Origin of the sequence: Skermania sp. ID1734, from assembly GCF_007489285.1 — a bacterium.
Classification (GTDB): Bacteria; Actinomycetota; Actinomycetes; order Mycobacteriales; family Mycobacteriaceae; genus ID1734.
This window is the reverse complement of record NZ_VLIY01000008.1, coordinates 74597-100594: the sequence shown is the minus strand read 5'-3', so window position 1 is coordinate 100594 and position 25998 is coordinate 74597. Positions and strand designations below refer to the sequence as shown.

General features: G+C 66.7%; 24 protein-coding genes. 18 read left to right on the top strand and 6 right to left on the bottom strand.

Features of this window, described 5'->3' with window-relative positions; genetic code table 11:
• Window positions 1-4 precede the first annotated feature (4 nt).
• A complete protein-coding gene (locus FOS14_RS11805) occupies window positions 5-1798 on the bottom strand; it encodes a thiamine pyrophosphate-requiring protein (RefSeq protein WP_143770736.1) in 1794 nt (597 codons plus the stop codon).
• Window positions 1799-1982: 184 nt separating this feature from the next.
• Here FOS14_RS11805 and FOS14_RS11800 point away from each other — a divergent pair, with 184 nt between their 5' ends.
• Window positions 1983-2525 (top strand): DUF4142 domain-containing protein, encoded by a 543-nt coding sequence (locus tag FOS14_RS11800; RefSeq protein ID WP_143770734.1) that lies wholly within the window; start codon window positions 1983-1985, stop codon window positions 2523-2525.
• A 9-nt stretch (window positions 2526-2534) separates the two neighbouring features.
• Here the strand turns inward: FOS14_RS11800 and FOS14_RS11795 are convergent, their stop codons facing one another.
• Together FOS14_RS11795 and FOS14_RS11790 are read right to left on the bottom strand one after the other, a co-directional pair.
• On the bottom strand, window positions 2535-3788 hold the full coding sequence (locus FOS14_RS11795) for a S1C family serine protease (protein ID WP_143770732.1): 1254 nt from the start codon (window positions 3786-3788) through the stop codon (window positions 2535-2537).
• Window positions 3789-3920: 132 nt separating this feature from the next.
• A complete protein-coding gene (locus FOS14_RS11790; protein ID WP_143770730.1) occupies window positions 3921-4202 on the bottom strand; it encodes a hypothetical protein in 282 nt (93 codons plus the stop codon).
• Between the two features lie 86 nt (window positions 4203-4288).
• Here FOS14_RS11790 and FOS14_RS11785 point away from each other — a divergent pair, with 86 nt between their 5' ends.
• The 9 genes from FOS14_RS11785 (at window position 4289) to FOS14_RS11745 (ending at window position 14560) form a co-directional block, all read left to right on the top strand.
• On the top strand, window positions 4289-5278 hold the full coding sequence (locus FOS14_RS11785; protein WP_143770728.1) for a UDP-glucuronic acid decarboxylase family protein: 990 nt from the start codon (window positions 4289-4291) through the stop codon (window positions 5276-5278).
• A 67-nt stretch (window positions 5279-5345) separates the two neighbouring features.
• Window positions 5346-6965: a carbamoyltransferase C-terminal domain-containing protein gene (locus FOS14_RS11780; protein ID WP_143770726.1), complete on the top strand. Its 1620-nt coding sequence runs from the start codon at window positions 5346-5348 to the stop codon at window positions 6963-6965.
• The gene (locus FOS14_RS11775) at window positions 6962-8476 is read left to right on the top strand and encodes an HAD-IIIA family hydrolase (RefSeq protein WP_143770724.1); all 1515 of its coding nucleotides are present in this window, start codon (window positions 6962-6964) and stop codon (window positions 8474-8476) included. The genes FOS14_RS11780 and FOS14_RS11775 overlap by 4 nt, the downstream gene beginning before the upstream one ends.
• Complete coding sequence (locus FOS14_RS11770) at window positions 8473-9486, top strand: glycosyltransferase family 9 protein (RefSeq protein WP_143770722.1); 1014 nt, start codon at window positions 8473-8475, stop codon at window positions 9484-9486. Before FOS14_RS11775 ends, FOS14_RS11770 begins: the two co-directional genes overlap by 4 nt.
• 8 nt (window positions 9487-9494) lie before the next feature.
• On the top strand, window positions 9495-10082 hold the full coding sequence (locus tag FOS14_RS11765; protein WP_185981734.1) for an SIS domain-containing protein: 588 nt from the start codon (window positions 9495-9497) through the stop codon (window positions 10080-10082).
• A complete protein-coding gene (locus tag FOS14_RS11760; protein WP_143770720.1) occupies window positions 10079-11485 on the top strand; it encodes a PfkB family carbohydrate kinase in 1407 nt (468 codons plus the stop codon). Before FOS14_RS11765 ends, FOS14_RS11760 begins: the two co-directional genes overlap by 4 nt.
• 39 nt (window positions 11486-11524) lie before the next feature.
• Complete coding sequence (locus tag FOS14_RS11755) at window positions 11525-12232, top strand: SDR family oxidoreductase (protein ID WP_143770718.1); 708 nt, start codon at window positions 11525-11527, stop codon at window positions 12230-12232.
• Window positions 12229-13266, top strand: a complete 1038-nt coding sequence (locus tag FOS14_RS11750) for a glycosyltransferase family 9 protein (RefSeq protein WP_255450260.1) — start codon at window positions 12229-12231, stop codon at window positions 13264-13266. Before FOS14_RS11755 ends, FOS14_RS11750 begins: the two co-directional genes overlap by 4 nt.
• Window positions 13256-14560 (top strand): UDP-glucose/GDP-mannose dehydrogenase family protein, encoded by a 1305-nt coding sequence (locus FOS14_RS11745; protein WP_255450259.1) that lies wholly within the window; start codon window positions 13256-13258, stop codon window positions 14558-14560. The genes FOS14_RS11750 and FOS14_RS11745 overlap by 11 nt, the downstream gene beginning before the upstream one ends.
• 3 nt (window positions 14561-14563) lie before the next feature.
• Here FOS14_RS11745 and FOS14_RS11740 read toward each other — a convergent pair whose 3' ends face one another.
• The gene (locus FOS14_RS11740) at window positions 14564-15007 is read right to left on the bottom strand and encodes an STAS domain-containing protein (protein ID WP_143770714.1); all 444 of its coding nucleotides are present in this window, start codon (window positions 15005-15007) and stop codon (window positions 14564-14566) included.
• A 421-nt stretch (window positions 15008-15428) separates the two neighbouring features.
• On the opposite strand from FOS14_RS11740, the gene FOS14_RS11735 reads away from it, so the two are divergent.
• From FOS14_RS11735 to FOS14_RS11700, 8 genes are all read left to right on the top strand, one after another.
• Entirely contained in the window at window positions 15429-15845 is a 417-nt protein-coding gene (locus FOS14_RS11735) for an ATP-binding protein (protein WP_255450258.1), read from the top strand.
• Window positions 15842-16630, top strand: coding sequence for a SigB/SigF/SigG family RNA polymerase sigma factor (locus FOS14_RS11730; RefSeq protein ID WP_143770710.1), 789 nt, complete (start codon window positions 15842-15844; stop codon window positions 16628-16630). The genes FOS14_RS11735 and FOS14_RS11730 overlap by 4 nt, the downstream gene beginning before the upstream one ends.
• Window positions 16631-16791: 161 nt before the next feature.
• Window positions 16792-17406, top strand: a complete 615-nt coding sequence (locus FOS14_RS11725) for a hypothetical protein (protein ID WP_143770708.1) — start codon at window positions 16792-16794, stop codon at window positions 17404-17406.
• 77 nt (window positions 17407-17483) lie between these two features.
• A complete protein-coding gene (locus FOS14_RS11720) occupies window positions 17484-19088 on the top strand; it encodes a DUF4185 domain-containing protein (RefSeq protein WP_370512215.1) in 1605 nt (534 codons plus the stop codon).
• Window positions 19089-19111: 23 nt separating this feature from the next.
• Window positions 19112-19915 carry an SGNH/GDSL hydrolase family protein gene (locus FOS14_RS11715; protein WP_143770704.1) on the top strand — a complete coding sequence of 268 codons (804 nt, stop codon included), beginning with the start codon at window positions 19112-19114 and terminating at the stop codon, window positions 19913-19915.
• A 17-nt stretch (window positions 19916-19932) separates the two neighbouring features.
• On the top strand, window positions 19933-20673 hold the full coding sequence (locus FOS14_RS11710) for a TetR/AcrR family transcriptional regulator (RefSeq protein WP_255450257.1): 741 nt from the start codon (window positions 19933-19935) through the stop codon (window positions 20671-20673).
• A 14-nt stretch (window positions 20674-20687) separates the two neighbouring features.
• Window positions 20688-21653 carry an oxidoreductase gene (locus FOS14_RS11705; RefSeq protein ID WP_143770702.1) on the top strand — a complete coding sequence of 322 codons (966 nt, stop codon included), beginning with the start codon at window positions 20688-20690 and terminating at the stop codon, window positions 21651-21653.
• Between the two features lie 7 nt (window positions 21654-21660).
• A complete protein-coding gene (locus FOS14_RS11700) occupies window positions 21661-22425 on the top strand; it encodes a class I SAM-dependent methyltransferase (RefSeq protein WP_255450256.1) in 765 nt (254 codons plus the stop codon).
• Between the two features lie 18 nt (window positions 22426-22443).
• Here FOS14_RS11700 and FOS14_RS11695 read toward each other — a convergent pair whose 3' ends face one another.
• Window positions 22444-23490, bottom strand: a complete 1047-nt coding sequence (locus tag FOS14_RS11695; RefSeq protein WP_143770699.1) for an NAD(P)-dependent alcohol dehydrogenase — start codon at window positions 23488-23490, stop codon at window positions 22444-22446.
• 128 nt (window positions 23491-23618) lie between these two features.
• On the bottom strand, window positions 23619-25937 hold the full coding sequence (metE, locus tag FOS14_RS11690) for a 5-methyltetrahydropteroyltriglutamate--homocysteine S-methyltransferase (RefSeq protein WP_143770697.1): 2319 nt from the start codon (window positions 25935-25937) through the stop codon (window positions 23619-23621).
• Window positions 25938-25998: the final 61 nt, after the last annotated feature.

Genomic DNA, 25998 nt, shown 5'->3' with positions numbered 1-25998 from the left:
AATCCTATTTCTTGTTGTGCGGCAGGAACTCCTGCACCTTGGTCTTGATTCCTTCTTTGACCACGCCCTTGAAGTCTTCGTCGCCAGCCAGCATTGCCTTGGCGGCGCTCTTCATTTGTTCGTAAGTCGCGTGCGGCGGCACCGGTGGGATGTTCGGATCACAATGAACATCGAGCACCGTCGGACGATCTGCATTCAGCGCCTGGTCCCAGGCACCCGGAATCGCAGCCGGATCGGTCAGCGTTATCGCCTGCAGCCCAAGACTTGCGGCGAAGGACGCGTAATCGATGTCGGGAAGTGTCTGCGACTCCGCAAACTTCGGCGAGCCCGCCATGGCCCGCATCTCCCAGGTCACCTGATTCAGATCGTTGTTGTGCAGCACAGCGACGATCAACCGGGGATCGGACCATTCCTTGTAGTAATGCGCGATGGTGATGAGTTCGGCCAGGCCGTTCATCTGCATGGCGCCGTCACCGGCAAACGCGATCACCGGTCGCTGCGGCTCGGCGAACTTCGCACCGATCGCGTACGGAACGCCTGGGCCCATGGTGGCCAAGTTGCCGGACAAGGACCCGCGCATGTTGCCGCGGAACTTCAGTTCGCGCGCATACCAGTTCGCCGAGGATCCGGAATCCGCCGTGATGATGACGTTGTCCGGAAGCTTCGGGGAGAGCTCGGAGAACAGCCGCATCGGATTGATCGGATCCGCCTCGACTTCGGCCTCCATGGCCATCGTTTCCCACCACCGCGCGACGTTGCTCTCGATGCCCTCACGCCACGACCGATCGTCATTGCGCTTCAGCAACGGAATCAGCGCCCGCAGCGTCGTCTTCGCGTCGCCGACCACGTTGACCTCATACGGGTAGCGCATGCCGATGAAGCTGGGGTCGATGTCGATCTGAACGGCGCGCGCCTGGTCGAAGGCCGGTAAGAACTGCGTGTACGGGAAGCTGGATCCAACGGTGAGCAGGGTGTCGCAGTCCCGCATCATTTCGTAGCTCGGCCGGGTGCCGAGCAAGCCGATCGAGCCTGTTACCCACGGGAATTCATCGGACAGCACATCCTTGCCCAGCAGCGCCTTGGCGGCTCCGGCGCCGAGGATCTCGGCGACCTCTTCGACCTCGTCGGCGGCCGCACGTGCGCCCTGGCCGACAAGTATTGCCACTTTGCGGCCCGCGTTGAGAACATCGGCGGCCCGCTGAATTGACTCGGCGCTCGGTGCGATAGCCGGCCACTCGATGCCGGTGCTCGACGGGACCATCTTGAATTCGTGCGTGGGCGGCGAATAGTCGAGTTCCTGTACGTCAGCGGGAATAATCAGCGCAGTGGGCGCTCGCCTGCTGAGCGCGGTCCGGATCGCGCGGTCGAGAACGTTCGGCAACTGCTCGGGAACGTTGACCACCTGGACGTATTCACTGGCTACGTCCTTGTATAGCGAGAGCAGGTCGATTTCCTGCTGGTAGGACCCGCCCATCGCGCTGCGATTCGTCTGGCCGACGATCGCCAGCACGGGAACGTGGTCGAGTTTCGCGTCGTACAGTCCGTTGAGCAGGTGCACCGCCCCGGGACCGGATGTTGCCGCGCAAACACCCAGTCGGCCACTGAACTTCGCATATCCGACAGCCTCGAACGCGGCCATCTCTTCATGCCGGGCCTGGATGAACTTCGGTGAGTTGTCCGCACGCCCCCAAGCGGCCAGCAAACCGTTGATCCCATCGCCCGGATAGGCGAACACTTTGTCAATTCCCCAGTCGCGCAAGCGTTCCAACAGGTAGTCGGCGACCTTGCTCGTGCCCATCGACGCTCCTTTGATTATCTGTTGATTTCGGCCAGACTCGTAGCTCGTAGACGGACTACCCGAGCTACACACCCGGTACACGTGCTAAGCCGAACTCGATTTACCGGGCGGCTGTTTGCATACATGCACAGCAATGGGGAACTCGGTGCTCGCATGACCCATCGTCAGGACGGGAGGGGTACTCATGCGATCACTACGCCGCACGCTGGCAGCCTCAGTTGCCGCGGCGCTTCCGATTCTCGGGGTGGCAGCGTTTGCGCCTGGCACTGCTTCGGCTCAGCCGGCCGCGCTGTCGGTGCAAGATCAAGATTTCTTGATCGCCGCCCATCAGGGCAATCTCGCCGAGATGGCCTCCGGCGCTCGCGCGACGATCTCGCCGCAGGTGGCGTGCGCGGCCGTGCGCCAGCTGGGACCGGTGCTGGTCACCGATCACGGCCGGCTCGACGCGAGCGGCCTGGGCGTCGCCATGCAGAACGGCGTCGCGTTGCCGCTCACCCCGAGCGCCGCGCAAACCCAGCAGTTGATGAGCACCGGGATGAAGACCGGCGCCGACTTCGACCGTGCGTGGTTGCAAATGCAACAGGGCTTCCACACCCAGACGCTCGCGGCGATCAACCAGGAACTGGCGACCGGCACGTCGCCGGCCGTGAAGATGGTCGCCCAGACCGCCGCGCCGGTCGTGCAGAACCACCTGGCGATGGTGAACGCGGCGCTAGCGACGTGCTGATTAACTAACTCAGTTCGGCGGGCCGTCTGCCAACTCCACATTGCCGGTGTGCGGGTGACCCGACTCGTCTGACCAGTTGAGCGCGATGACATCGTGGGGGCGGTGTCGGTTGATGATGGCGCGCAACGCCTTGACCGAGTCGATCGGTCGCCCGTCGATGGCCGTGATCACGTCACCGTTCTCCAGCCCCGCCGACTCGGCGGGCGAGTCGAACACGACCATGTCCACATGCACGCCCCTGGCCGTTGTCGCCGTGCCGGACTGGTCGGAAATCATCACGCCGAGCGTTGCGGTGGGTCCGATGTGCACATCGTCGGTGGGCACGCCGCGTCGGATCTGGTCGACGATGCCGAGGGCTTGCTTGATCGGAATTGCGTAGCCGTGCTTGTCCTTTGGGGCCGACACCATGGGCCCCGAGGCTGCGGTGATCAGGCCGACGACCTGGCCCGATCGGTTCACGAGTGAGCCACCCGATTGGCCCGGAACAACATTCGCCTGCACCTCGATGAGGCCCGCCAGGTTCTTGCGACTCATGTCGGCCTCGTTGCGGGCGATGATGGTCGCATTCAAATCGGTGACCGGTCCGCCCACACTGCTCGGGGCACCGCCGACGCCACCCGCATTGCCGACGGCGACGAGTTGATCGCCCGGCATCACCGCGTCGGAGTCACCCAGGCGCGCCACCGGCAATCCCTGCGCGCCGGAGAGCTTGATCAACGCCACATCGTGACCGCTGTCGTAGCCCAGCGTCGTGGCGTCGTAGGTGGCACCGTTGCTCACCGCGGTAACGCTGATCTTGTTTGCGCCCTTGATTACGTGCTGGCTGGTGAGCACCTGACCGTCGGAAGTCAGCAGGATTCCCGTTCCGGCCCCTTCCACGCCGAGCGACTGGTCGGTGACCGTGATGTCGACGAGCGCCGGTGCCACGAGCGCGCCTACCGCCGCGGGATCGATCGGCGCCGCATCCGGCTGGCGCTCGGTGGTGGTGACTGCGATGGACCCTGGAGAGTTTTCGTGCACCAAGGTCGCAAGCCGGCCGCTGCGGGCCGCGTAGCCGACGAAGAGCGCGCCCACGACAACGAGGATCAGCAACAGCGCCCGCAGCGGACCGCCCCGGCGTGGCGGCCGCCGCTGCAGGTCCGACCGCCTGCCTACTCGAACGCTTTCGGCCCGCCCCCGTTGTGGAGGAATCCCCGGCGCACCATACTGCGACTGCGGCGGCACCCACATGCCGTCGAAGTCTCGGCGCCCGGACGCGTCCATCGCCCCTCCCCGCTCGTCGCTACGACGCCATCATGCCAGCCGCACTATCCGCTTGCCGCGCGGTTGCTTGGGGTCGTGCACGTCCCGCAATGCCTGCAGCTGCGCAAATGCGCGCGCGGCACTGTTGACGGCTCAGTCGCGCGCGATCAACTTGAAGAAGGTGCTGTCTTCACCGCTGGCCTTCTCGGCCTGATAGAGCAGCGCCAGCGCGGCGCTGTCGAACTTGTCGAACCACTCGTCCCAACTGATGTGGGCGAGTTGGTCCTCCCCCGCACCACCGGGAAAGTCGAAGCGCAGCACACCGGCGGCGTCGCCGCCCTCGGTTCCGCGCACGCTCGCGGGTTTCCCGTCGTGGTCGGTAACCCACTTGCGTATCTCGTCGTGATCGGTGGTGGTTCTGGTCCCCGACGCCATCGCAACTCCTTCCAACACCGCTCGGGTACCACTGCGATGGGCGCTGAAACGGTTTGACCGGGCAGGTTGCGGGTACGGCGCAGCACATGGCTGTCTTTCACCGTGCGCTGGTCACCGGCGGGGCCGGCTTCCTCGGCTCGCACCTGTGCGCGGCCCTGCTCGACGCCGGCACCGAGGTGGTGTGCGTCGACAATCTGTGCACCGGGTCGATGAGCAACGTCGAATCGTTGCGGGCGCGCGAGGACTTTACGTTCCTCGACGTCGATGTTGCCGAGTTGGACGCCGATGATGCTGCGTTCGACGGCCTGGACCTGGTCATGCACCTGGCTTCGCCGGCCTCGCCCGTGGACTACCAGCGCCTCGGCGTCGCGACCCTGCGGGCCGGCGCGATCGGCACCGACCGCGCACTGGCCTTGGCGTTGCGCAGCGGCGCACGCTTTCTGCTCGCCTCGACGAGCGAGGTGTACGGCGATCCGCTACAGCATCCACAGACCGAATCGTATTGGGGCAACGTCAATCCCGTCGGAATCCGCAGCGTCTATGACGAAGCCAAGCGCTACGGCGAGGCGCTGACCATGGCGTATCGACGTGACCTCGACGCGAACACCGCCATCGCCCGGATCTTCAACACCTACGGGCCCCGGATGCGCGGGGCCGACGGGCGGATGATCCCCAACTTCGTCCGCCAAGCGCTCGCCGGCGAGCCACTCACGGTCAGCGGGGCGGGCACTCAGACCCGCTCGATCTGCTACGTCGACGACACCGTGGAAGGCCTGCTCGCGCTAGCTCACTCGAACAGGCCGGGCCCGATGAATATCGGCAACCCCACCGAGATGACCGTTCTCGAGGTGGCTCGACTCGTCGCCCGCCTGGCCGGCACGGATGCATCCATCACGTTCATCGACGCCGTCGAGGACGACCCCCAGCGCAGGTGCCCCGACATCTCCCGGGCCGCCGACGAACTGGGCTGGCGGCCGCGGGTGGACGCCGAGACCGGCCTACGCCGAACCATCGCCTGGTTTGCCGAACATTCGCGTGGAGCGGGAGTGAGAAGTGAATTACCTATAGGTGTTTAACCCCTTCCGGCTCGGGTAGTTCCGCCCAAACGCGCCCCGCGAGACCAACCCGTCCGGGAGGTGAAACTTGCGCGTACTAGGTGTCAACGCCGTATTCCACGATTCCGCGGCGGCGCTCGTGGTCGATGGCCAGGTGGTCGCTGCGGCGGAGGAGGAGCGCTTCAGCCGACGTAAGCATGGCAAGCGCCCGGTGCCGTTCTCTGCCTGGGAACAGCCAGATCTCAGCGCACGGTGGTGCCTGGAACAGGGCGGCCTGGAACCTGCAGACCTCGACGCGGTTGCGTACTCCTACGACCCGGCGTTGGTGGACCACACGCTCGGTGGCCTTGACCCCGCCTGGGAGCATCTGCGGACCCTGTATGCGGCCCGCGCGCCGCGTTTTCTCGCGACTGCCCTGCCGGGCCTCGACCCCGCGCGGGTCCGGTTCGTTCGCCACCACGTCGCCCACGCCGCGTCGAGCGGATTACTGGCGCCATGTGGCGACGCCGCAGTGCTGGTGCTGGACGGCCGCGGCGAGGCGACCTCCATGCTGGCCGGTGAGTACCGCGATGGCAAGTTGGATATCCTTGCCGCCCAAGGACTCCCGCATTCCCTCGGCTTCGTCTACGAAGAACTGACCGAGCATCTCGGCTTTCAGCGCTCCAGCGACGAGTACAAGGTCATGGCGTTGGCGTCGTATGGAAAGCCGCGCTGGGCCAAGGAGTTCTCCGACCTCATCCGCAGCAGCGACGGCGCGTTTTCGGTGAGTCCCATCGACTGGTCCGCGTTTGCGCCACGTCGTTACGCCCACGACGAAATGGATCAAGACCACGCCGACCTGGCAGCCACCGTGCAACAACGCATCGAGGAGGTCCTGGGAGATCTGTGCCGCTGGCTGCATCGCCGCACCCATGCCGAATACCTCACGCTCGCCGGTGGTTTGGCACTGAACTGCGTGGCCAATACCCGGCTGCATCACGAGGGTCCGTTCGAGCAGATCTGGGTCCAGCCCGCTGCCGGAGACTCTGGCACCGCGCTCGGGGCCGCGCTCACGGTGGCCGCGGAGGCCGGAGACCGGCCACAACCGATGCGGACCGCCGCGCTGGGCCGGGGGTTCAGCGACGACGCGATCGAACACGCGTTGCGCGAGGCGCACGTCAGCTACGAGCGCCCGGCCGATGTGGCGGCGACGGTAGCGGACGCGCTCGCCGCGGATCAGATCGTCGCCTGGTTCCAGGGCCGCGCCGAGTTCGGTCCCCGCGCGCTCGGGCACCGGTCCCTGCTGGCGCACCCGGGCCGCGCCGAGAACCTCGAGCGTCTCAATGCGGTGAAGGGCCGCGAGCAGTTTCGGCCCGTCGCCCCCATGGTTCTCGCCGACCGCGCGGCCGAGATCTTTTCCCGGGGACCGCTGCCCAGCCCATACATGCTTTTCGTTCACGATGTCGAACCGGCGTGGCGCGACCGCATCCCAGCGGTCACCCACGTGGACGGGACCGCTCGGATTCAAACCGTCGACCCCGACGACAACCCGTTGCTCGGCCGGATGCTCACCGAGTTCGACCGCCGAACCGGAGTGCCCGTGGTGGTCAACACCAGCCTCAACACAGCGGGCCGGCCCATGGTCGACAGTCCCCGAGATGCGTTGGAGTGCTTCGGTTCCGCACCCATCGACCTGCTCGCCATCGGATCCTTCGTGGTGCGGCGATGACGGAAACCCCGCGCTACACGGTCGTCATTCCCACTGTCGGCCGCGAGAACCTGATGTCCTTGCTCGCCCGGCTCGACAGCGCCGCACAGGAGACGACCCGGCCCGCCGAGATCATCGTCGTCGACGACCGGCGCGCCCCGCAGCCGCCACTCGTGCTTCCGCCGCTGAGCGTCCCGATTCGGGTGTTGCGCTCGGGCGGTCGCGGCCCGGCCGCGGCCCGAAACATCGGTTGGCGCAGTGCCATGACCGAGTGGATCGCGTTTCTGGACGACGATGTGTTGCCCTCGCCGACGTGGCCGGCAGACCTTGTCACTGACCTCGGTCGCCTCACCACCGCAGAGGGGGCATCGCAGGGTCGGGTCGAGGTGCCGCTGCCGCAGGACCGGCGACCGACCGACGCCGAACGCGGCACCGCAGGACTCGCGCAGGCTCGCTGGATCACCGCCGACATGTCCTATCGCAGAACGGCGCTGGCCGCGGTCGGTGGATTCGACGAACGCTTCGTGCGCGCCTTCCGCGAAGATGCGGACCTGGCGTTGCAGGTTCTCGAACACGGCTACCGGATCAGCACCGGGCACCGAACTGTCGTGCATCCGCCCGCTGGCGGAACGTTTTTCAGCAGCCTGCGCGCGCAGCGTGGCAACCAGGACAACGCCTTGATGCGGCGCAAGTACGGCCGGAAGTGGCGACAGCGCATCGGTGAGGGCCCCGGCCGCATGCGACAGCACAGCGCGGCAACGATTGCCGCGACCACCGCGCTGCTGCTGGGTCTGCAGCGGCGGCCCAGCGCGGGCATCGCCGCGGCCGGATGGGCGGCCCTGACGGCGGAATTCGCTTGGCGCCGCATTGCTCCCGGTCCACGTACCGCCGCAGAGGTGAGCGCGATGGTGGTGACCAGCGCGCTGATTCCGCCCGCCGCCTGCCTGCACCGGCTGCGCGGAGAATGGCGTGCGCGCCGGGGCTGGCACCTCGATACACCCGAGCCGCCCGAGGCGGTGCTGTTCGACCGGGACGACACGCTCATCGTCGACGTGCCGTACAACACCGATCCTGCACGAGTGCAACCCGTTTCGGGATCGGTCGAGTCGCTGCACCGGCTCCGCGCACTCGGCTGCCGGGTGGGCGTGGTGAGCAACCAATCCGGCGTCGGGCGTGGACTGATCACAGCCGAACAACTCGCGGCGGTGAACTCGCGGGTGCACGAAATGCTGGGGCCGTTCGACACGTGGCACATGTGCGTCCACGGACCGAGCGATGGGTGCGACTGTCGCAAGCCTGCCCCGGGAATGGTGCGCGCGGCTGCGGCGGCCCTCGGGGTGTCGCCGCAGCGATGTGTCGTCATCGGAGATACCGGCGCCGACGTGTGCGCGGCCCAGGCGGCCGGCGCTCGCGCCATCCTCGTCCCGACCGCGCGGACGCTGCGCGAGGAAGTGCAACACGCCCGCGAAACCGCACTGCTGGCGCCGGACTTGGTGTCGGCGATCGAACTGGCGTTGGCAGGTGCGCGATGACCCAACGAATTCTCGCAGCGCGGCTCGACAGCGCCGGTGATGTGCTCCTGACCGGCCCCGCGGTCCGTGCACTCGCCCAGGCAGCGGAGAGCCTTGTCTTTCTCGTCGGGCCGCGCGGACGGGTGGCGGCGCAGTTGCTGCCGGGCGTGGACGAAGTTGTCGAATACCACGCTCCCTGGGTTGATTTCGAACCAAACGAACTCACCGCCGACTCGGTTGCTGCACTGGTCAAGCAAATTCGCGATTACCACATCGACAAGGCATTCGTGTTCACGTCATTTCACCAGTCGCCGCTCCCGTTGGCGCTGATCTTGCGGATGGCCGCCGTGCCGTGGATCGGCGCTATCAGCGTGGACTACCCCGGCTCGCTGCTCGATCTGCGTTATCACGTCGACGGTGATCCACCAGAACCCGAGCGGGCCCTGTCGCTGTGCCGGGCCGCTGGAATAGTGCTGTCCGCCACCGATTCCGGCGCGCTGCAGGTGCGCCGGCCGCTGCCCGATGTCACGAACCTGACCGGGGAGGCCGGTTACGTGGTCGTGCACCCAGGCGCGGCCGTGCCCGCCCGGCGGATGACCGCGGACCGCGCACGCCGCATGGTGGCGGCCATCGCTCACGCCGGCCACCGGGTCATCGTCACCGGCAGTCCCAGCGAGGCGGAATTGACCGCGGTAGTCGCCGGTGATGCCGCACAAGATCTCGGTGGTGCGACATCGTTCGCCGAACTGGCCGCGGTACTGGAACGGGCCGCGGTGGTGATCGCACCCAATACCGGTCCGGCGCATCTGGCCGCGGCCGTGGGTACGCCGGTCGTTTCCCTGTTTGCTCCGGTCGTGCCCGCCTCGCGCTGGGCGCCTTACGGCGTGCCGATCGTCCTGCTCGGGGCTCAACACGCGAAATGCGCCGGCTCGCGGGCGCGAACGTGCCCGATACCCGGCCATCCCTGCCTCGACGGCATCGCGGACAGCGAAGTCCTCGCTGCCATAGCTGAGTTGACAGAACGGAGGTGAGCGCAACGATGAAGCTCGACCCTGGCACAGCGGAATTGCACGAGCACCTCGATGCGTTGGCGCACTCGTTGCAGGCCAATCGTCCAGCAGTACAACGCGTCTCGAGCTGGGGCCGGCAACTCGCAACGGTTTTCGACGCCGGTGGGCGGCTGCTGGCCTGCGGCAACGGCGGTAGCGCCGCAGAGGCGCAACACCTTACCGCGGAGCTGGTCGGCCGGTTCCGGGCGGAACGACGACCATTGTCGGCCATCGCCCTGCACGCGGACACGTCAGCGGGCACCGCAATCGTGAACGACTATGGCGCCGACGAGCAGTTCGCTCGTCAGGTACACGCGCACGGCCGCAAGGGCGACGTTCTGGTCACCCTGTCCACCAGCGGCACCAGCAGCAATGTGGTGGCCGCCGCGAAGGCCGCGCACGATGTCGGAGTGCTGACCTGGGCGCTGACCGGTCCGGCGCCGAACCCGTTGGCGGCGCTGTGCGACGACGCGATCTGCGTCGAAGCATCAACGGTCGCAACGATTCAAGAGATGCACCTGGTCCTGGTCCACACGCTCTGTGCCGCACTCGACGCGGCGCTGGGAGTCACGGCATGACGGGCCCGCTCGTCGTGATCGGGGACGCGTTGCTGGACACCGACGTTCTCGGCCGCGCCGAGCGGCTGTGTCCCGAGGCGCCGGTCCCAGTGGTCGACGTCAGCGGCGAGCGGCAACGGCCTGGTGGCGCAGGGCTCGCCGCGACGATCGCCGCACACACCGGCGCGGAGGTGTGGCTCGTGTGCGCCCTCGGCACCGACTCCGCGGGCCGCAGACTCGGCGAACTCCTCCGCGACCAATTGCAGGTGATCGGCCTGCCACTCGCCGGCTCGACGGTGTGCAAGACCCGGGTGCGAGCCGGTGACCAGTCGATCGTGCGACTCGACTCCGGCGACGGCCACGCTGTGCACGGCCCCGCCCCCGAGTCGGTGGCCGAACTGCTGTCCCGCGCCGCCACCATCCTCGTCTCGGACTACGGCCGCGGCGTCGCCGCACACCCGCAACTGCGCGGACTCATTGCCGATGCGGCACAGCGGATACCGGTCGTCTGGGACCCGCATCCGCGCGGCTCCGCGCCGGTGCCCGGCACCCGGCTGGTCACGCCGAACCGCAAGGAGGCCGAACAGTTCTGCCCGTCGCGAACGGATGTGACCGAGCTGGCGCCGACGCTCGGGCAGCTGTGGCGCAGCGATGCGGTCGCTGTCACCCTTGGCTCCGCAGGTGCCTCGTTGTGGACGGCCGGCCGCGGAGGATCGGTGCACATCTCCGCCCCGACCCTCGACGGCTTCGGCGCGAACGCCATCGACACGTGCGGCGCCGGCGACTGCTTTGCCAGCTCCGCCGCTCTCGAGCTGCTCGCGGGAGGCTCGGTGACACAGGCGATCAGTCTCGCCACCCGACACGCCTCTGAGTTCGTACGTGGCGGCGGGGCGTCGACGCACGGCGTGCTCTGTGACCACAGCGGCTTGCCCACGCACAGCGAGTTCGCCAGCGATGCCATCGAATTCGCCGAACGGATCAGAACCTCCGGTGGACGGCTGGTGGCGACCGGCGGATGCTTCGATCTGCTGCATCCCGGCCATGTGAGTCTGCTGCGACAAGCCCGCGCGATGGGCGACGGGCTGGTGGTGTGCCTGAATTCCGATGCCTCCGTGCGGCGCGCAAAGGGCGACGGCCGACCCGTCGTGCGGGCCGAGGATCGAGCCAAGGTGTTGCTGGAGCTGGCATCGGTGGATGCGGTGGCCATCTTCGACGAACCCACCCCGGCGCGCTTGCTCGAGCATCTCCGGCCGAACGTGTGGGTCAAGGGCCAGGACTGGGCTAGCCCGCACACCGCTTCCCGATACGACCAACTGCCGGAAGCGGCCACGGTGCACCGGCACGGCGGTCGTGTGGTGTTTGTCCCAGTGCTGCGCGGCTATTCGACAACTCGCATCGTCGCGGCCGCGCGGGCTACCGCCTGAGGAATAGCCGACGACTACCAGGAACCGAGGAGACCACCGATGCCAACAGCCCCTCTCGGCAATGTTCTGATCACCGGCGGAGCCTCCGGGCTCGGCGCCGCAACGGTCGCCGCAGTCGCTGCGGTCGGCGGGCGGCCGCTGGTCATCGACCGCGCCACACCGAGCGGGCCCGTGAATCTCGAGACCGACTTTATCCAGGCCGACCTGGCCGATACCGACGCCACCCACGACGCGGTCAGCACCCTCGCCGAACGCGTTGACGGCCAACTGCACGGCGTGTTCACCGCGGCGGGAATCGATAGCTGCGGACGCCTCGAGACGGTGCCGGCCAAAGACTGGGAACGCGTCATCCACGTGAATCTGCTTGGTACCGCGGCCGTGGCCCGTGCCGCGCTGCCCTTCTTGCGGGCGACCCGCGGCACGCTGGTCACCTGCGCGTCCACACTGGGTATCAAGGCCGTGAGCGACGCCACCGCCTACTGCGCGTCGAAGTTCGGCGTGGTCGGCTTCACCCGGGCTCTCGCTGCCGAAACCGGCGGCGAAATCGGGGTCACGCTTCTCATTCCCGGCGGTATGCACACGCACTTCTTCGACGGCCGCGACGAGCAGTACAAACCGCCGCCGGACGCCAAGCTGAACAAGCCCGAAGACGTTGCCGCAGCAGTCGTTTTCGCCCTGAGTCAGCCGCCCGGCTGCGAGGTGCGCGAGATGGTGGTCTGCGCGTCGACGGAGAGTTCCTGGCCGTGACCGGCCGGCCGTCGCTGTTGGCGCTGCGCGCGCTGGGACTCGGTGACCTGCTCACCGGCATTCCGGCACTGCGCGCGCTGCGGCGGGCCTACCCACACCATCGAATTGTGCTGGCCGCACCGCAGCAGCTGGCGCCGATCGTGGAACGAATTGGCGCCGTCGACGTTCTGCTCCCGACAGCAGGCCTAGGGCAGCTCCGCTGGAGCACCAACACCCCGGAGATCGCCGTGAACCTGCACGGCAGCGGTCCGCAAAGCATTGCCGATCTCGTTGCGCTGCAACCACACCGATTGATCACGCACGCGCATAAGGCATTTCCGGGCATTCCCGGGCTGCGCTGGGACCGGCATGTGCACGAGGTCGACCGCTGGTGCCGGTTGCTCGAATACGCCGGGGTCCACGCCGATCGCAGGGACCTGTACCTGCCGCCCCCGTCCCCGTCCCCGTCCCCGTCCCCGTCCCCGTCCCGTGCGTGTTTTTCCACCGCCCGCGGTGGAAAAACACGCACGGGGGACGGGGGCACGCCCGTGCTGATCCATCCCGGCGCCGCGTCCCCGGCGCGCCGGTGGCCGGCCCAGCGCTTCGCGGCGGTCGCCGCGCATGTGCATCGCCGCGGGTTCACCGTGCGGATCACCGGTTCAGCTGCGGAACGCGGACTGGCGCTGGACATCGCGCGCTCGGCGGGACTTGATGATTCTGCGGTGCTGGCGGGTCATCAAGGTCTTGCCGAGTTCGCCACGACCGTCGCGACCGCCCGATTACTCGTCTGCGGCGACACCGGTGCCGGACACCTCGCCACCGCCTACCGGACCCCCTCGGTGCTGCTGTTCGGCCCCACCCCGCCACGACTGTGGGGCCCGCCGCCCACGCCACGCCACGCCGTGCTCTGGGCGGGCGACGTCGGGGATCCGCATGCCACCCAGCCGCATTCGGGCCTCTTGCTGCTCACCGTCGCGCACGTCATCGCCGTGGTGGAAAGCCAACTCGAGCGCTACCCCATGCAATCGTCACAGGAGTTCAGAAGTGTCGGATAGCCGCATCGGTGTCGTCGGCGTGGGATACGTCGGCCTGACCACCGCCGCCGGAATGGCGTGTCTCGGTCATCGCGTGTGTGCAGTCGATGTCGATGCCCGCCGGATCGAACGGCTGCGGCGCGGCCAGCTTCCACTGCGCGAACCCGACCTGGACCGGCTCGTGGCCGAAGGAGTTGCCGCTGGGCGCCTTTTGTTCAGCACCGACTTCTCCCCGCTGCGCGAGTGCGAGGTGGTCTTCGTCAGCGTGCCTACGCCGATGTCGGAGGGCGGCGACGCGGACCTGAGCGCCGTCGACGAGGTGATGGAGCAGTTGTCGCGGCTGCTGCGACCGGACTCGATCGTGGTGGACAAGTCGACGGTTCCCGTTGGCACGGCGCGGCGGGTGGCGCAGCGCCTTGCGCCGCTTGGCATTCACGTGGTCAGCAATCCGGAGTTTTTGCGCGAATCGCACGCGGTGGAGGACTTCCTGCATCCGGCCCGGATCGTCATCGGTGCCGCGTCACGCACGGTGGGTCGCCGCGTCGCCGCGCTGTTCGACAACCTGATCGCGCCCGTGCAGCACACCAGCTATGAGAGCGCCGAACTCGCCAAGTATGCGAGCAACGCCTTTCTTGCCGTGAAGGTTTCGTTCATCAACGAACTGGCGCAGCTGTGCGAATCACTGGACGCCGACGTCCGGGACGTGGCCAACTGCATGGGGCTCGATCCGCGGATCGGGCCGGCGTTTCTGCAGCCCGGCCCCGGCTGGGGCGGTTCCTGCCTGCCGAAGGACACCGCGGCGCTACTGCACACCGCGCGCCGCTCGCACAGCCCGCTCACTCTCGTCGACGCGGCGGTGAGCAGCAATGCCGCGCAGGCGGAACGCACGGTGCGTAAGGTCCGTCGGGCCATCACCGGGCGGCCGGACGGATGTCTTGCCGGTGCTCGAATCGGCTTGCTGGGCTTGGCTTTCAAGGCCGGAACGGCCGACCTCCGCCATTCGCCGGCAATTCGCGTCGCCCACGAATTGGCGGACGCCAGCGCGACCCTGACTGCCTACGACCCGATGGTCTCGGCCGAGGCGGCTGGCGATCTTCAGATAGCGAATCTGACTGTCGTGGACGACCCGTACCTGGTCGGCAAGGCCGCGCACGCCGTGGTGGTGCTCACCGAATGCCCGCAGTTCCGCAATCTGAACTGGCGCGAGCTGGGCAGTTCGATCGAAAACCCGATCGTCGTAGATACGAGAAACCTGCTCGACCGCGAATCTCTGGACCGAGCAGGTTTCACCTTGTTGGGCAACGGGATTAGCTGATGATCAGCTCCCGCGGTGGGTCACCGCGGCGAGCGCCGCGTCGAAGGACGTGTACACCGGATACCGCTCGGCGGCTTGCGCGGCCATTAACAGCCGCCGCACCGAGCGTCCGACCACCAATGCCCAGCGCATTCCCTCCCGATTGGCCGCACGATCGAGGCCGGAAAGCAGGGAAAGCCCGGCAGAACCGAAAAAGGCGCAGCCGGACAGATCGAGCACGATCTTGCGGCCCGGACCGATCTGCCGGTCGAGGAAAGCCGCAAGCGACGGGGCGGTCAGCATATCGACTTCACCGTCGACGCTGATCAACAACGTCGACGAGCTGATTCGTTCGGCGCGAACGCCCACGCCAGGCGATTCCGAGACAGTTCCCAACGACCCGGCGCGCGGCGGTTCTTCCGCGAGGTCGTCGTGGGTAGTCAGCTCAGAAACGAAATTGGACAACACTGTGGTGGCCCTCCGTTCTCTTGCATCGAGAGATGGGAAGCCAACCCGACGCACGACCGCTTGAGGACTGGGCCGCGAGCCAGAAAATTGGTTGAATACCAAACTGGACTGTTAGCCACTCAATCACTGATGCGGAAACGCCATACGCTTCCCGAGCGGCTGTGTGCTCAACCTGATTTGAACCTACCCTCGCAGCTGGGATGTCACAAGGATTATTTACCGCAGCTAAACCCCTGCCGTATCGTGGCGGCCCTGTGACGCTGACCTTGCTTGAAAACTGCCGGATGCGGGTAAGAGACTGGCATGCTCAGTCCGGGTGACGCGCCGGGAGGCAGAATGCTGCTCCCGGCGCGTGGCCATGTTTGTGTTTGCTATCGAGTGATAATTCGGAGGTCTGGTGACGAAGTCGAGGTCAGTAGAAGTGACTGACACACAGCTTTCTCCCTCGACGGTCGAGCTGCGCGTCAGCGCAAGTCCGAATCAGCTTTCAGTAGTGCGCGCCGTCGCGGCAACGATCGCTGGCCAATGCGACTTCGATCTCGACGAGATCGCCGACGTCCGGCTCGCGATCGACGAGGCATGCTCGCATCTGATCGTGCGGGCGCATTCCGAAGCCGTGCTGCAGTGCACGTTCGAGATGGCTCCGAACGCCCTGCAGGTGACGGCCATGACGATCACCTCGGGCGCCGATTCGTCGAGCCGGCGGTCCTTTGGTTGGCATGTCCTCAACACTTTGGCCGACTCCGTGACGATGACTCAGGACGCCATTCCCGATCGGCCCGACAGCTATCGCACGTCGATCGAGTTCGTCAAGGAAAAGGCCGGCGGCGCCGCGTGAGACCGAACGCGGAGAGATCGAGCAGTAGCCGCGGAGACGACGAATACGCAGATGTCGCGGCCAAGTTCGCAGAAATAGCGGCGCTGGACCCCGAAGACCCCCGCCGATCCCGGCTGCGCGACGAACTGGTGACGCGCTGCCTGCCGCTCGCGGAGCACATCGCGCGCCGCTTCGACGGCCGTGGCGAGGCGCACGACGATTTGGTGCAGGTCGCCCGCCTCGGACTGGTAAACGCCGTGGATCGCTTTGATGTGGAACGCGGTTCGGACTTCGTTTCGTTCGCGGTGCCGACCATCATGGGCGAGGTTCGCCGCCACTTCCGCGACACCGGCTGGGCGGTTCGGGTGCCCCGGCGGATGAAAGAACTGCACCTGTCATTGAGCAAGGCCATCGGCGAAATGTCCCAGCGCCTGGGCCGATCGCCGACGATCGCGGAGCTTTCCGCCGAGCTCGGCGTCGACCCGGATGACGTGGCGCAGGGCTTGGCTGCCGGCAGCGCCTATCAAACGGTGTCGGTGGACACCACCTACAGCAGCCGTTCCGACGAACTGCCCCTGGTGGAAACGCTCGGCGATTACGACGCCGCGTTGGACAACGTCGAGAACCACGAGGCGTTGCGGCCGTTGCTCGAGGCGTTGCCCGAACGCGAGCGCACGGTTGTGTTGCTGCGGTTTTTCGGCAACCTCACCCAAACGCAGATCGCCGAGAAGATCGGCGTATCGCAGATGCATGTGTCGAGGTTGTTGGCTCGGACGCTGGCACAGTTGCGCGAAGGTCTGGAATAACTCGCCCATTGCTTACGGCGTTAACTAGGCGTGTAATTGATCTTGCGGCTTCTGTCCACGTCCGCTTCCGCGGGCGGGGCCATTTGAGCGGCTCTGCGAGCCGAGGCAACAAGCACACACCGTTCTCGTCAGCATCTCCGCGATAGGAGGCGAGCAGCGATATGAATCTCCGCAAGACCGTCACGTTCCTCGCCGCGGCCGTATTGGCCACGGCGACCATGGGCATCGCAACCACCACGGCAAGCGCCGACCCGGTGTCATCGCCGCCAGGACCGATCCAATACCAGACACGACTGGTGGACCGGACGATGACCACCTCGCTGGACGGTGGCACGTTCACCGTCACGGCCGACGGCTCGGGAGTCGTCATCAACGACGCGTCCGGGCATGCCGTCGTCGAACTACCGCTGACGACGCGGATCCACAACGTCTCCTATCCGATGAGCTACGCCGTGACCAACGCCGGCCGCACGCTCAGTGTGACCGCTCCGGCGAGCATGCCCGGCGTGACCTCGGTGGCGTCGGCGTACCAGAACCAGCAGGCGCTCAACAACTTCAACGCTCTGCTGGGTCCGGCCATGCAGGCCGGCGGTCCAGGCGGAACCGTCGTCGGCGCAATCGCGGGCTGCATCTTCGGGTTCTGGATACTCCCGGTTCCGTGCCTGACAGGCGCCGTGATCGGCGGCGTCATCGGTGGCGCGATCGGCACCGGGCTTGCCGGCGGGCAGCCCTTGCTCGCCGCCGGAATGAACGTGATCACCACCTACCTGTCCTAACTCGCAAATGCGCTGCGGCGCTATGGCACAGTCACATTGGTGCCACAGCGCGTCGGCGCTATGGCACAGTGCTAGCTGTGCCGATCCGAAAACCCGCGTTGCTCGCCGTGGTCGTAGCGCTGACCGCGGCGGGCCTGGCGGTCCTCGGACCCGGCACCGCCGTCGCTGACGGACCCACCACCGCAGTGAACGAATGCGGCGAACCGCTGCGCGTGGTACCCGATTCCGGCCCTGGGGCGCCGCATAGCGCGCCCGGCCAGCCGGCTCCGCCGCCGGACATCACCATCAACTTCCCTTACCCGAAGTTCCAGGGCGTACCGGTCCCGGGGCCGAAGCAGAACAACACCCGCTTTCCCTCGCCCCCACCGCCAGCCGACCCCTGCGCGAACCCGTGCCCACCGCCGCCTCCCGGCCCGCCCGTGCCGAACCCGCCACCCGCGGCACCCGGATCGCTGGGATCTCTGGGATCGAGCGGGTCATCGGGCTCTTCCGGGTCCTCGGGCTCCAGCTACGACTCCGGCTCCAGCTGGAACACCGGTTCGGCATCGACGGGCTTGCCGTTTCCGAAGCTGATCCTGCGCGCGGCGCCGATCACGGTGCCCATCCCGTACCCGGGCGGAGACAACTACCCGACCACGCCGCCGCCACCGCCCGCTCATCCGCCGACCAGTCCCGGACCGGTCACCGCCGCGCCGCCGATGCCGCACGTCAGCGGGCTGAGCCAGGTGTCCAAGCTCAGCGGCCGTGGCTCGGTAAGCCGAACCGACGTCCGGTTCGGCGTCGACGCGACCGACCTCGGGATCATGTGGCAGGCCGCGCCGAACAAGATCGCCGTCGCCTTCGGCGACACCTTCGGCAAGGGGTGGCAACCGCCCGGTGGTGCCGGCCCGGACTGGCGTTCGAACGTCCTCGGATTCAGCTCGGACCACGACCTTGCCGACGGGATGAACATCGACTCGATGGTGCAGGACGGACCCTGCCACGCCGCCGAGGTGCTCGCCAGCCGCAAGGTGGACAACTTCGAGATCACCACCATCCCAACTTCAGGCTTCGCGCTCGGCAACCGGCAGTACATGAGCTACATGTCCGTGCACTGCTGGGGAAGCGATGGCACCTGGCTGACCAACTACGGCGGCCTTGCCTACTCCGACGACGGCGGATCGACGTGGACAAAAGACCCATACGCTCGCTGGGACAACCTGTTTGGGCTCGCGCAGTTTCAGGTCAGCGCGATGGTGCCCTACGACGGCTATGTCTACATGTTCGGCACTCCCAACGGCCGCTTCGGCACCACCGCGCTGGCCCGGGTGCCGCAGGATCAGCTGCTGAACAAATCGGCGTATCAGTACTGGAAGGCGGGAACCTGGATACCGGCAGCCGAAACGTTCGACGGCAGCCCGCTTTTCAACGGGCCCGTCGGGGAAATGTCGGTCCGTTACGACGAGAGCACCGGGCTGTGGCAGACCAGTTACTTCGACACCAAAACCGGCCAAATCGTGCTGCGCGAGGCGCGCAGTCCGCAGGGCACCTGGACCGCTCCCGTGGAACTCGCGAACGCCACCGAATTCCCACAGCTCTACGGCGGATTCCTGCATCCCTGGTCAACCGGAAATGACTTGTACTTCACCATGTCTCAGTGGAACGAATACAACGTCTACCTGATGCACGCGACGCTGGATTGATCAGCTACGGGGAGAATCGGCGCATGGGTTTTGATCGGTTCGTAGCACTGGGCGACAGCCAGACCGAGGGTCTATGGGACGGCGACGATGAGACCGGTTTGGCAGGCTGGGCGGATCGCCTGGCACAGCGCCTGGCGCTCGACAACCCGGATATCCGATATGCGAACCTCGCGATGCGTGCCCAGCGGATCTGCGATGTCTACGACAGGCAGTTCAGGCCCGCGCTGGCGATGGCGCCGGATCTGGTGGGCATCTGTGTAGGCATGAACGACGTACTCGGCTTACGAGGCGAACTGGCCGGTCCCCTGGACCTCATGGAGCTGACGTACCGACGGTTCGCACAGACCGGCGCGGTCGTCCTCACGACCACGTTTCCCGACCTGCGGCCCATCTTCCCGGCCTCCCGGCTGATGTACGCCCGCATCGAGCGGGTCAACGAGCGGATCCGGCTGTGCGCGCGGCGCTACGACCTGGCCCTGGTCGACCTGTATGCCGCGCCCTCGATGGTCGATCTGCGGATGTGGAGTCCCGATCGGGTACACGGCTCGTCGCTGGGCCACGAGATGTTCGCGCGGGCCGCGGCGGAGGCGCTCGGGCTCGACGGAGCCGACCACAGTTGGGCGCAACCACTGGCCTCAGTCCCCACCCCAATGCCCGCGGCGGTCGTGGGTGTACTGCGACGCGAAGCGTCCTGGGCGGCGTCGGAACTGCGGCCGTGGGTGGTGCGTCGACTGCGCGGCAAGTCCACCGGCGACGGCCGAGTAGCTCGGCGACCGGAGTTGGCCCCCGTCGTGCTCGATTCCACCAGTAGCCAGTACCAGCGGTAGCAGGTAACATCGCGGGCGTGATCCACAGTGCGCGCGGAGCCAAGCGTCCGTCCGGGCACGGCAACTCGTGCGGCAAGCGCGTCGACGCGCGCAGTGAACGGTGGCGCGAGCATCGCATCAAAGTCCGGGCCGAATTCGTCGACGCCGCATTTCGCGCCCTCGACGAGCAAGGTCCGGATGTGAGCATGGGGGACATCGCCCGCCACGCCGGCGCCGCAAAACCCAAGCTGTACCGGCACTTCGAGGACAAAACCGATCTGTACAACGCGGTGGTCGAACGCCTGCAGGACCTGCTGTGGGAGCGCATCCTGGCCGACACCGATCTGCTTCATGATCCCGCGCGCGAGGTCGTGCGACGCAGCATCGCCGAATACGCGCGGGTGGTCAGTGAGCACCCGAACGTTTTTCGCTTCATGGTGCACAGCCACTTCACCCAGCAGGCAACCGATTCCGAGCGCGCACTGCAATCGCTCCGGCAATCCGCCAAACGCGCCGCGACGATGCTGGTGGAGGTGATGGACCCGCAGTCGGTCGACGTCGATGGGGCCGAAATGGTTATCTACTCGATCTTCGGCGCGGTCGGGTCGTCGACCGACTGGTGGCTCGGCGCGAGCCGTCCCATGGAGCAGGCAACCTTCGCCAACTACCTCACGGCCTCGGTCTTCGGCATCGCCTCGTCGGCGGCCACTCTCAGCGGCGTGCGATTCGACCCGGAAGTACCGCTGCCGCAGGCTTTTTCCACCCAACCCGCCCACTAGACGAGGACCCGCGCATGACTCGGAGAACGGTGCAGAACTCCCACTTTCGGTTCAAAGACACGCCGGATCAAACCGGCCGCACAATTCTCATCACCGGCGCGAACAACGGCCTGGGCCTGCACTCGGCGAGCGCGCTCGCGGCGGCGGGCGCCCGAATTCTGCTGGCCTGCCGCAATCAACAGACCGGTCAGGCCGCGCTCGAGCGCCTTGGACAGCTCTCTCCGGCACCCACCGATCACCGGCTCATTCCTGTCGATCTTGCCGACCTCGCGTCGGTTCGATCCGCGGCCGAACAGGCGATAGACGCGGCGCCACGCATCGACGTCCTAATCAATAACGCTGGCGTCATGGCCATCCCACGCAGCCGGACCGTCGATGGTTTCGAAACACAAGTGGGAACAAACCACTTCGGGCATTTCGTGCTCACCGACGCGTTGCTGCCGGCGCTGTTGGCCACGTCCGCTCCACGCGTGGTCACTCTCGCCAGCATTGCGCATCGGCGCGGGCGGATTGTTCTGGACGACTTCGGGTTTGAGCGCAGACGGTATCGGCGGATGACCGCCTACAGCCAATCCAAGCTGGCCAATCTCCTGTTCAGCGCCGAGCTGGCTCGCCGCAGCGCGGCCGCCGGACTGCCGCTGATCTCGGTCGCGGCGCATCCCGGCGTGGCGGCGACCAATCTCTTCGACTCGATGGTTCCGCCGATCCCTGGGGCGACCGCGCTGATGCACGCGGGACTGCGGGTGGTCGGCAACAGCGAACGCGGTGGCGCGCTGAGCCAGGTGTATGCGGCGACGATGCCCGACGTGCGCAACGGCGACTACCTGGGCCCCACCTGGATGTTCGGAATCCGTGGACCGGTTCGCCATTCGTCTCGCACCCGCAAGGCCCGCAGCGAGGAGCTCGCCGCCGCGCTGTGGGAGGAATCGGTCCGGCTGACGGGAGCACACTACTCGCCGCTGCACGCAGAACGGAGCTGAAGCTACAGTGACTTCGGATATCGATACCGCCCTCGAGCGCGCCATCGCGCTGGTCCGGCGCAGCGCCATGCCGGAGCATCCGGACACGTCCCGCGGCTATCTGGACCTGCTCGGCGGCGATGACGCGCCACGGCCCACGGTGGCGCAGTCGGCCATGAACAACCGCATTGTCGCGGCCATCTACGAACGCCTCTGGCGCCCAGCGGGAGTGGCGGCCATGGGCTTCTACGGCCTGTCGCCCGCGGCGGAGCGACAGAAGGCCGCAGACGATCTGCACCTCAGCGGCAGTCAACGAGTCCTCGATGTCGCCTGCGGCCCAGGAAATTTCACCAGCTTCTTCGGATCGCGGCTGAACGGCGACGGCATCGCGGTGGGCTTCGACATCTCGAAGCCGATGTTGGACATGGCCGCCCGCGAAAACCGCAACGCCCACGCCGCCTACATTCGCGGCGACGCGCGCCATCTTCCCTTCGATGACGGCACCTTCCACGGCGTCTGCTGCTACGCCGCGCTGTATCTGGTGCCTGAACCGTTCACGGTCGTGCGGGAAATGCTGCGGGTGCTCGCGCCGGGCGGTCGCGTCACGATCATGACCAGTTACACGCGGGAAAACCTACTGGTGCGTGAGGCGATCACCATGGGCGCCAAAAGCATTGGCGTCCGAATGTTCGATCGGTCGACATTCCCGACGATGTTCGCCGACGCCGGATTGACCGATATCCACCAGCAGATCCACGGGATCGCTCAGTTCGTCAGCGCCCGCAAGCCCTGATCAGTGCTGCCCGCCTCGTCAGTCCGCGAAAGTCTTCGCGTCGATGACGAATCGGTACCGCACGTCGCTGGCCACCACCCGGTCGTATGCCACATCAATCTGCTGCGCCGGTATCACCTCGATCTCGGCGCCGATGCCGTGTTCGGCGCAGAAGTCGAGCATCTCCTGCGTCTCGGCTACGCCACCGACCATCGAACCGGCGAGGCTGCGGCGGTTGTTGGCCAGCGAGAATCCCCGCACCTCGATGGGCTTGTCGGGCAGGCCGAGTTCCACCAGCGCACCGTTGATGGTGAGCAGTGACATGTAGGCATCCATGTCCAGGTTCACCGACACCGTGTTGAGGATCAGGTCGAAACGGCCGCGCAGCGCCTTGAACGTGGCCGGATCCTTGGTGGCGAAGTAGTGCTCGGCGCCGAAGCGGACGCCGTCGTCCTGCTTGCTCGTGGTCTGACTGAGCACCGTCACTTCCGCGCCCATGGCGGCGGCGATCTTCACAGCCACATGCCCTAGGCCGCCCATCCCGATGATGGCCACTTGCTTGCCCGGCCCGGCATTCCAGTGCCGCAGCGGCGAATAGGTGGTGATGCCCGCGCACAGCAGCGGCGCGGCCACATCAAGCGGAAGGTTGTCCGGGATGGACAGCACGAAGTGCTCGGTGACCACGATGTGCGTCGAGTAGCCACCGAGCGTGTAATCACCGTCGGGCAGGGGCGAATTGTAGGTCGCCACAACGCGTTTGTAGCAGTACTGCTCATCACCGGTTTCACACGCGGGGCAGTGGCCGCACGAATCCACAAAACAGCCCACGCCCACCCGATCGCCGACGCGGTGCCGGCTCACCTCCGAGCCGACTGCCGCGACAATGCCGGTGATCTCGTGTCCGGGGACCACCGGGTAGCGGGTGCCGCCCCACTCGTTGCGGGCCGTGTGGATGTCGGAGTGACAGATGCCGGAGTATTTGATCTCGATCAGGACATCGTGCGGCGCCAGATCGCGGCGGGCGATCGTGATCTTTTCGAATTGAGCGTCGGCAGCGGGCATCGCATAGGCGGCGGCAGAAACCATGCTTCTATCCCTACTCGCCTCCGTCGGAGTCGCGTCATCCGGGTCCGGGGCCGCTCGCGCCGCGCGGGATTTTGCGCAGGCGCACGCCCTCGCGCGGGTGCGGCCGCGCGAAAGTCCGAGCGGCAGGTTCAGTCGCCCCGTTGGGCCGCGCGCCGGCGCAACCGCCTCGCCGCGGCGACCATATTGCGCAGCGACGGGTCCAGTTGCCAGTAGTGGCGTGTCTTCAAGCCGCCGTCGGGGTTGGCCCACAACCGGTCCAGCTCGATGGCTTCGCTCGCCTGCGTGAGCAGCTCATCGAGTTCATCGATGTCCGGAATGCGCGCCGAGCGGCTCTCGTAGATCCCCGGCCCAACGCCGTGGGTCAGCCGGTTCTCCCCCTCCGCATCCTCCTTGAGCGCACGCAACACCCATGTGATCGACCGGGTGGCCACCAGCGCCGTCACGTCGGCATCGAGCCGCTCGATCGCGTCCACCACGATCGACTGCCCGGAATAGCCGATGTGGGTGTGGATTTGGGTTTCCGGCTTGACGCCCGAGGTGGCCAGCCGGAAGGCACCCACCGACCAGTCGAGGTACTCCTTGCGGCCCTGGTGCCGGAACGGCAACATCTCCCGAATGGCCGGTTCGTCGACCTGGATGATCGCGATGCCGGCGCGTTCGAGGTCCACCACCTCGTCGCGGATCGCCAGCGCAACCTGATCGGCCGTCTCGTACAGCGGCTGGTCCTGACGCACGAACGAGCGGGCAAGCATGGTGACCGGGCCGGTGACCATGCCCTTGACCGGTTTGTCGGTGAGTGACTGCGCGAAGGTGGCCCACTCGACCGTCATCGGCTTGGGCCGCGCCACGTCACCGTAGAGAATCGGTGGGCGCACGCAGCGCGAGCCGTAGACCTGGACCCAGCCGTTGTGCGTGGTCGCGAAACCGTCGAGTTGCTCGGCGAAGTACTGGATCATGTCGTTGCGTTCGTGCTCGCCATGCACCAGCACGTCGAGGCCGATGTCTTCCTGCAGGCGGATCGTCGCCTCGATCTCGTCCTGCACTCGCTTGACGTACTCGTCCCAGCCGAGCCGCCCTTGACCGAGTTCGTAACGCGCCTTGCGGATTTCGACGGATTGCGGGAAAGAGCCGAGCGTGGTCGCAGGCACCAGCGGCAGCTGCAGCCGCTCCTGCTGCGCGGCACGGCGCACCTCGTAGGGCTCGCGGACCCGCATCTCCGGTTTGATCGCGTAAACGCGTTGGCGAACTGCGTGTTTCTGCTTGAAGTGGACTTCCCTGGGGCGCTTGCGCCACTTTTCCGACGGCCCCTCGGTGAGCGCCTTCGCCAGCGAAACAACCTCGAGCACTTTCTGTTTCGCGAACGCGAGGCGGTCCGCGACATTGCCCTCGATGTCGTATTCGACGAGCAGGTCATAGGGAACGTGCAGCAGCGTGCATCCCGTGGAAACCACCAGGTCCGGGCACACCGTGGCCAGCTCGTTGAGGTAGTTGAGGGTGACGTAGCGGTCGGCGCGCCAGACATTGCGGCCGCTGATCACCCCCGCATAGAGCCGTTTGCGCCGGATACCCGCAATCTTGGCCAGTTCCTCGGGGCGCATCCGATAGGCCGCCAGGTCCAGGCCGATCGCCTCCACCTTGGTGGCGGCCAGAATCCGCAGTGCCTCACCGAAATCGCCGTACTGACCGGTGACCAGCATGCGGGGGCGCAGCGGAGCGGTGGACAGGCGCTGGTAGGTCCGCTCGAAGGCCGCCAGCTCCGCCTCGGTGCGGTCACCGGTGAACGACGGCTCGTCGAGCTGGACGCAGGTTGCGCCGCGTTTGGCCAGGAGCTCGAACAGCTGCTCGTATTGCGGCAGCAGGTCATCGAGGAGCTGCAGCGTCTCGAATCCATCGGCCGCACCGGGCGCGACCTTCGACAACAGCAGCAGCGACACCGGCCCGATCACCACCGGCCGCAATTCGATCCCGCGGGCCAGCGCACGGTCGAACTCGTCGAGCAGCGCCTCGGCGTGCAACGAGAAGGTCGTGGTCTCGTCGAGCTCGGGCTGGCGGTAGTGATAGTTGGTGCCGAAGAACTTCACCAGTTCCAGGGGCGGAAAGTCTTCCCGGCCGCGGGCAAGCGTGAAGTAAAAGTCCAGCGGGTCCAGGTCGGCTTGTAGCGGCTTGAACCGGGTCGGCACCGCGCCGAACAGCAGCGCGTTGTCGAGGACGTGGTCGTAGAAGGAAAAGGTGTTGCCGGGAACCTGCGTCAGGCCGCTGGCCGCCAGCTCGCTGAATGCTTGTTCTTGCAGCTCACGCCCTACCGCAAGCAGTTCCTCGCGGGTGCACCCGCCGTGCCAGTAGCCCTCCAGTGCCCGCTTGAGTTCGCGATGCGGACCGATGCGCGGATATCCGAGGATGCTTGACCCGAAGCCGTCTGTTTGGTTGGGCCCCGCTTGGTTAGGCATGGACGGTCGCTCCCTTCGCGCTAACGCAATTGGGGAGTCTAGTGAGACACCAGACTCCCCA

Bases quoted from the DNA above. Each gene is read 5' to 3' on its own strand.
- FOS14_RS11805 (WP_143770736.1), bottom strand. From the start codon at position 1,798: ATGGGCACGAGCAAGGTCGCCGACTACCTGTTGGAACGCTTGCGCGAC.
- FOS14_RS11800 (WP_143770734.1), top strand. From the start codon at position 1,983: ATGCGATCACTACGCCGCACGCTGGCAGCCTCAGTTGCCGCGGCGCTT.
- FOS14_RS11795 (WP_143770732.1), bottom strand. From the start codon at position 3,788: ATGGACGCGTCCGGGCGCCGAGACTTCGACGGCATGTGGGTGCCGCCG.
- FOS14_RS11790 (WP_143770730.1), bottom strand. From the start codon at position 4,202: ATGGCGTCGGGGACCAGAACCACCACCGATCACGACGAGATACGCAAG.
- FOS14_RS11785 (WP_143770728.1), top strand. From the start codon at position 4,289: ATGGCTGTCTTTCACCGTGCGCTGGTCACCGGCGGGGCCGGCTTCCTC.
- FOS14_RS11775 (WP_143770724.1), top strand. From the start codon at position 6,962: ATGACGGAAACCCCGCGCTACACGGTCGTCATTCCCACTGTCGGCCGC.
- FOS14_RS11770 (WP_143770722.1), top strand. From the start codon at position 8,473: ATGACCCAACGAATTCTCGCAGCGCGGCTCGACAGCGCCGGTGATGTG.
- FOS14_RS11765 (WP_185981734.1), top strand. From the start codon at position 9,495: ATGAAGCTCGACCCTGGCACAGCGGAATTGCACGAGCACCTCGATGCG.
- FOS14_RS11760 (WP_143770720.1), top strand. From the start codon at position 10,079: ATGACGGGCCCGCTCGTCGTGATCGGGGACGCGTTGCTGGACACCGAC.
- FOS14_RS11755 (WP_143770718.1), top strand. From the start codon at position 11,525: ATGCCAACAGCCCCTCTCGGCAATGTTCTGATCACCGGCGGAGCCTCC.
- FOS14_RS11725 (WP_143770708.1), top strand. From the start codon at position 16,792: ATGAATCTCCGCAAGACCGTCACGTTCCTCGCCGCGGCCGTATTGGCC.
- FOS14_RS11715 (WP_143770704.1), top strand. From the start codon at position 19,112: ATGGGTTTTGATCGGTTCGTAGCACTGGGCGACAGCCAGACCGAGGGT.
- FOS14_RS11705 (WP_143770702.1), top strand. From the start codon at position 20,688: ATGACTCGGAGAACGGTGCAGAACTCCCACTTTCGGTTCAAAGACACG.
- FOS14_RS11695 (WP_143770699.1), bottom strand. From the start codon at position 23,490: ATGGTTTCTGCCGCCGCCTATGCGATGCCCGCTGCCGACGCTCAATTC.
- metE (WP_143770697.1), bottom strand. From the start codon at position 25,937: ATGCCTAACCAAGCGGGGCCCAACCAAACAGACGGCTTCGGGTCAAGC.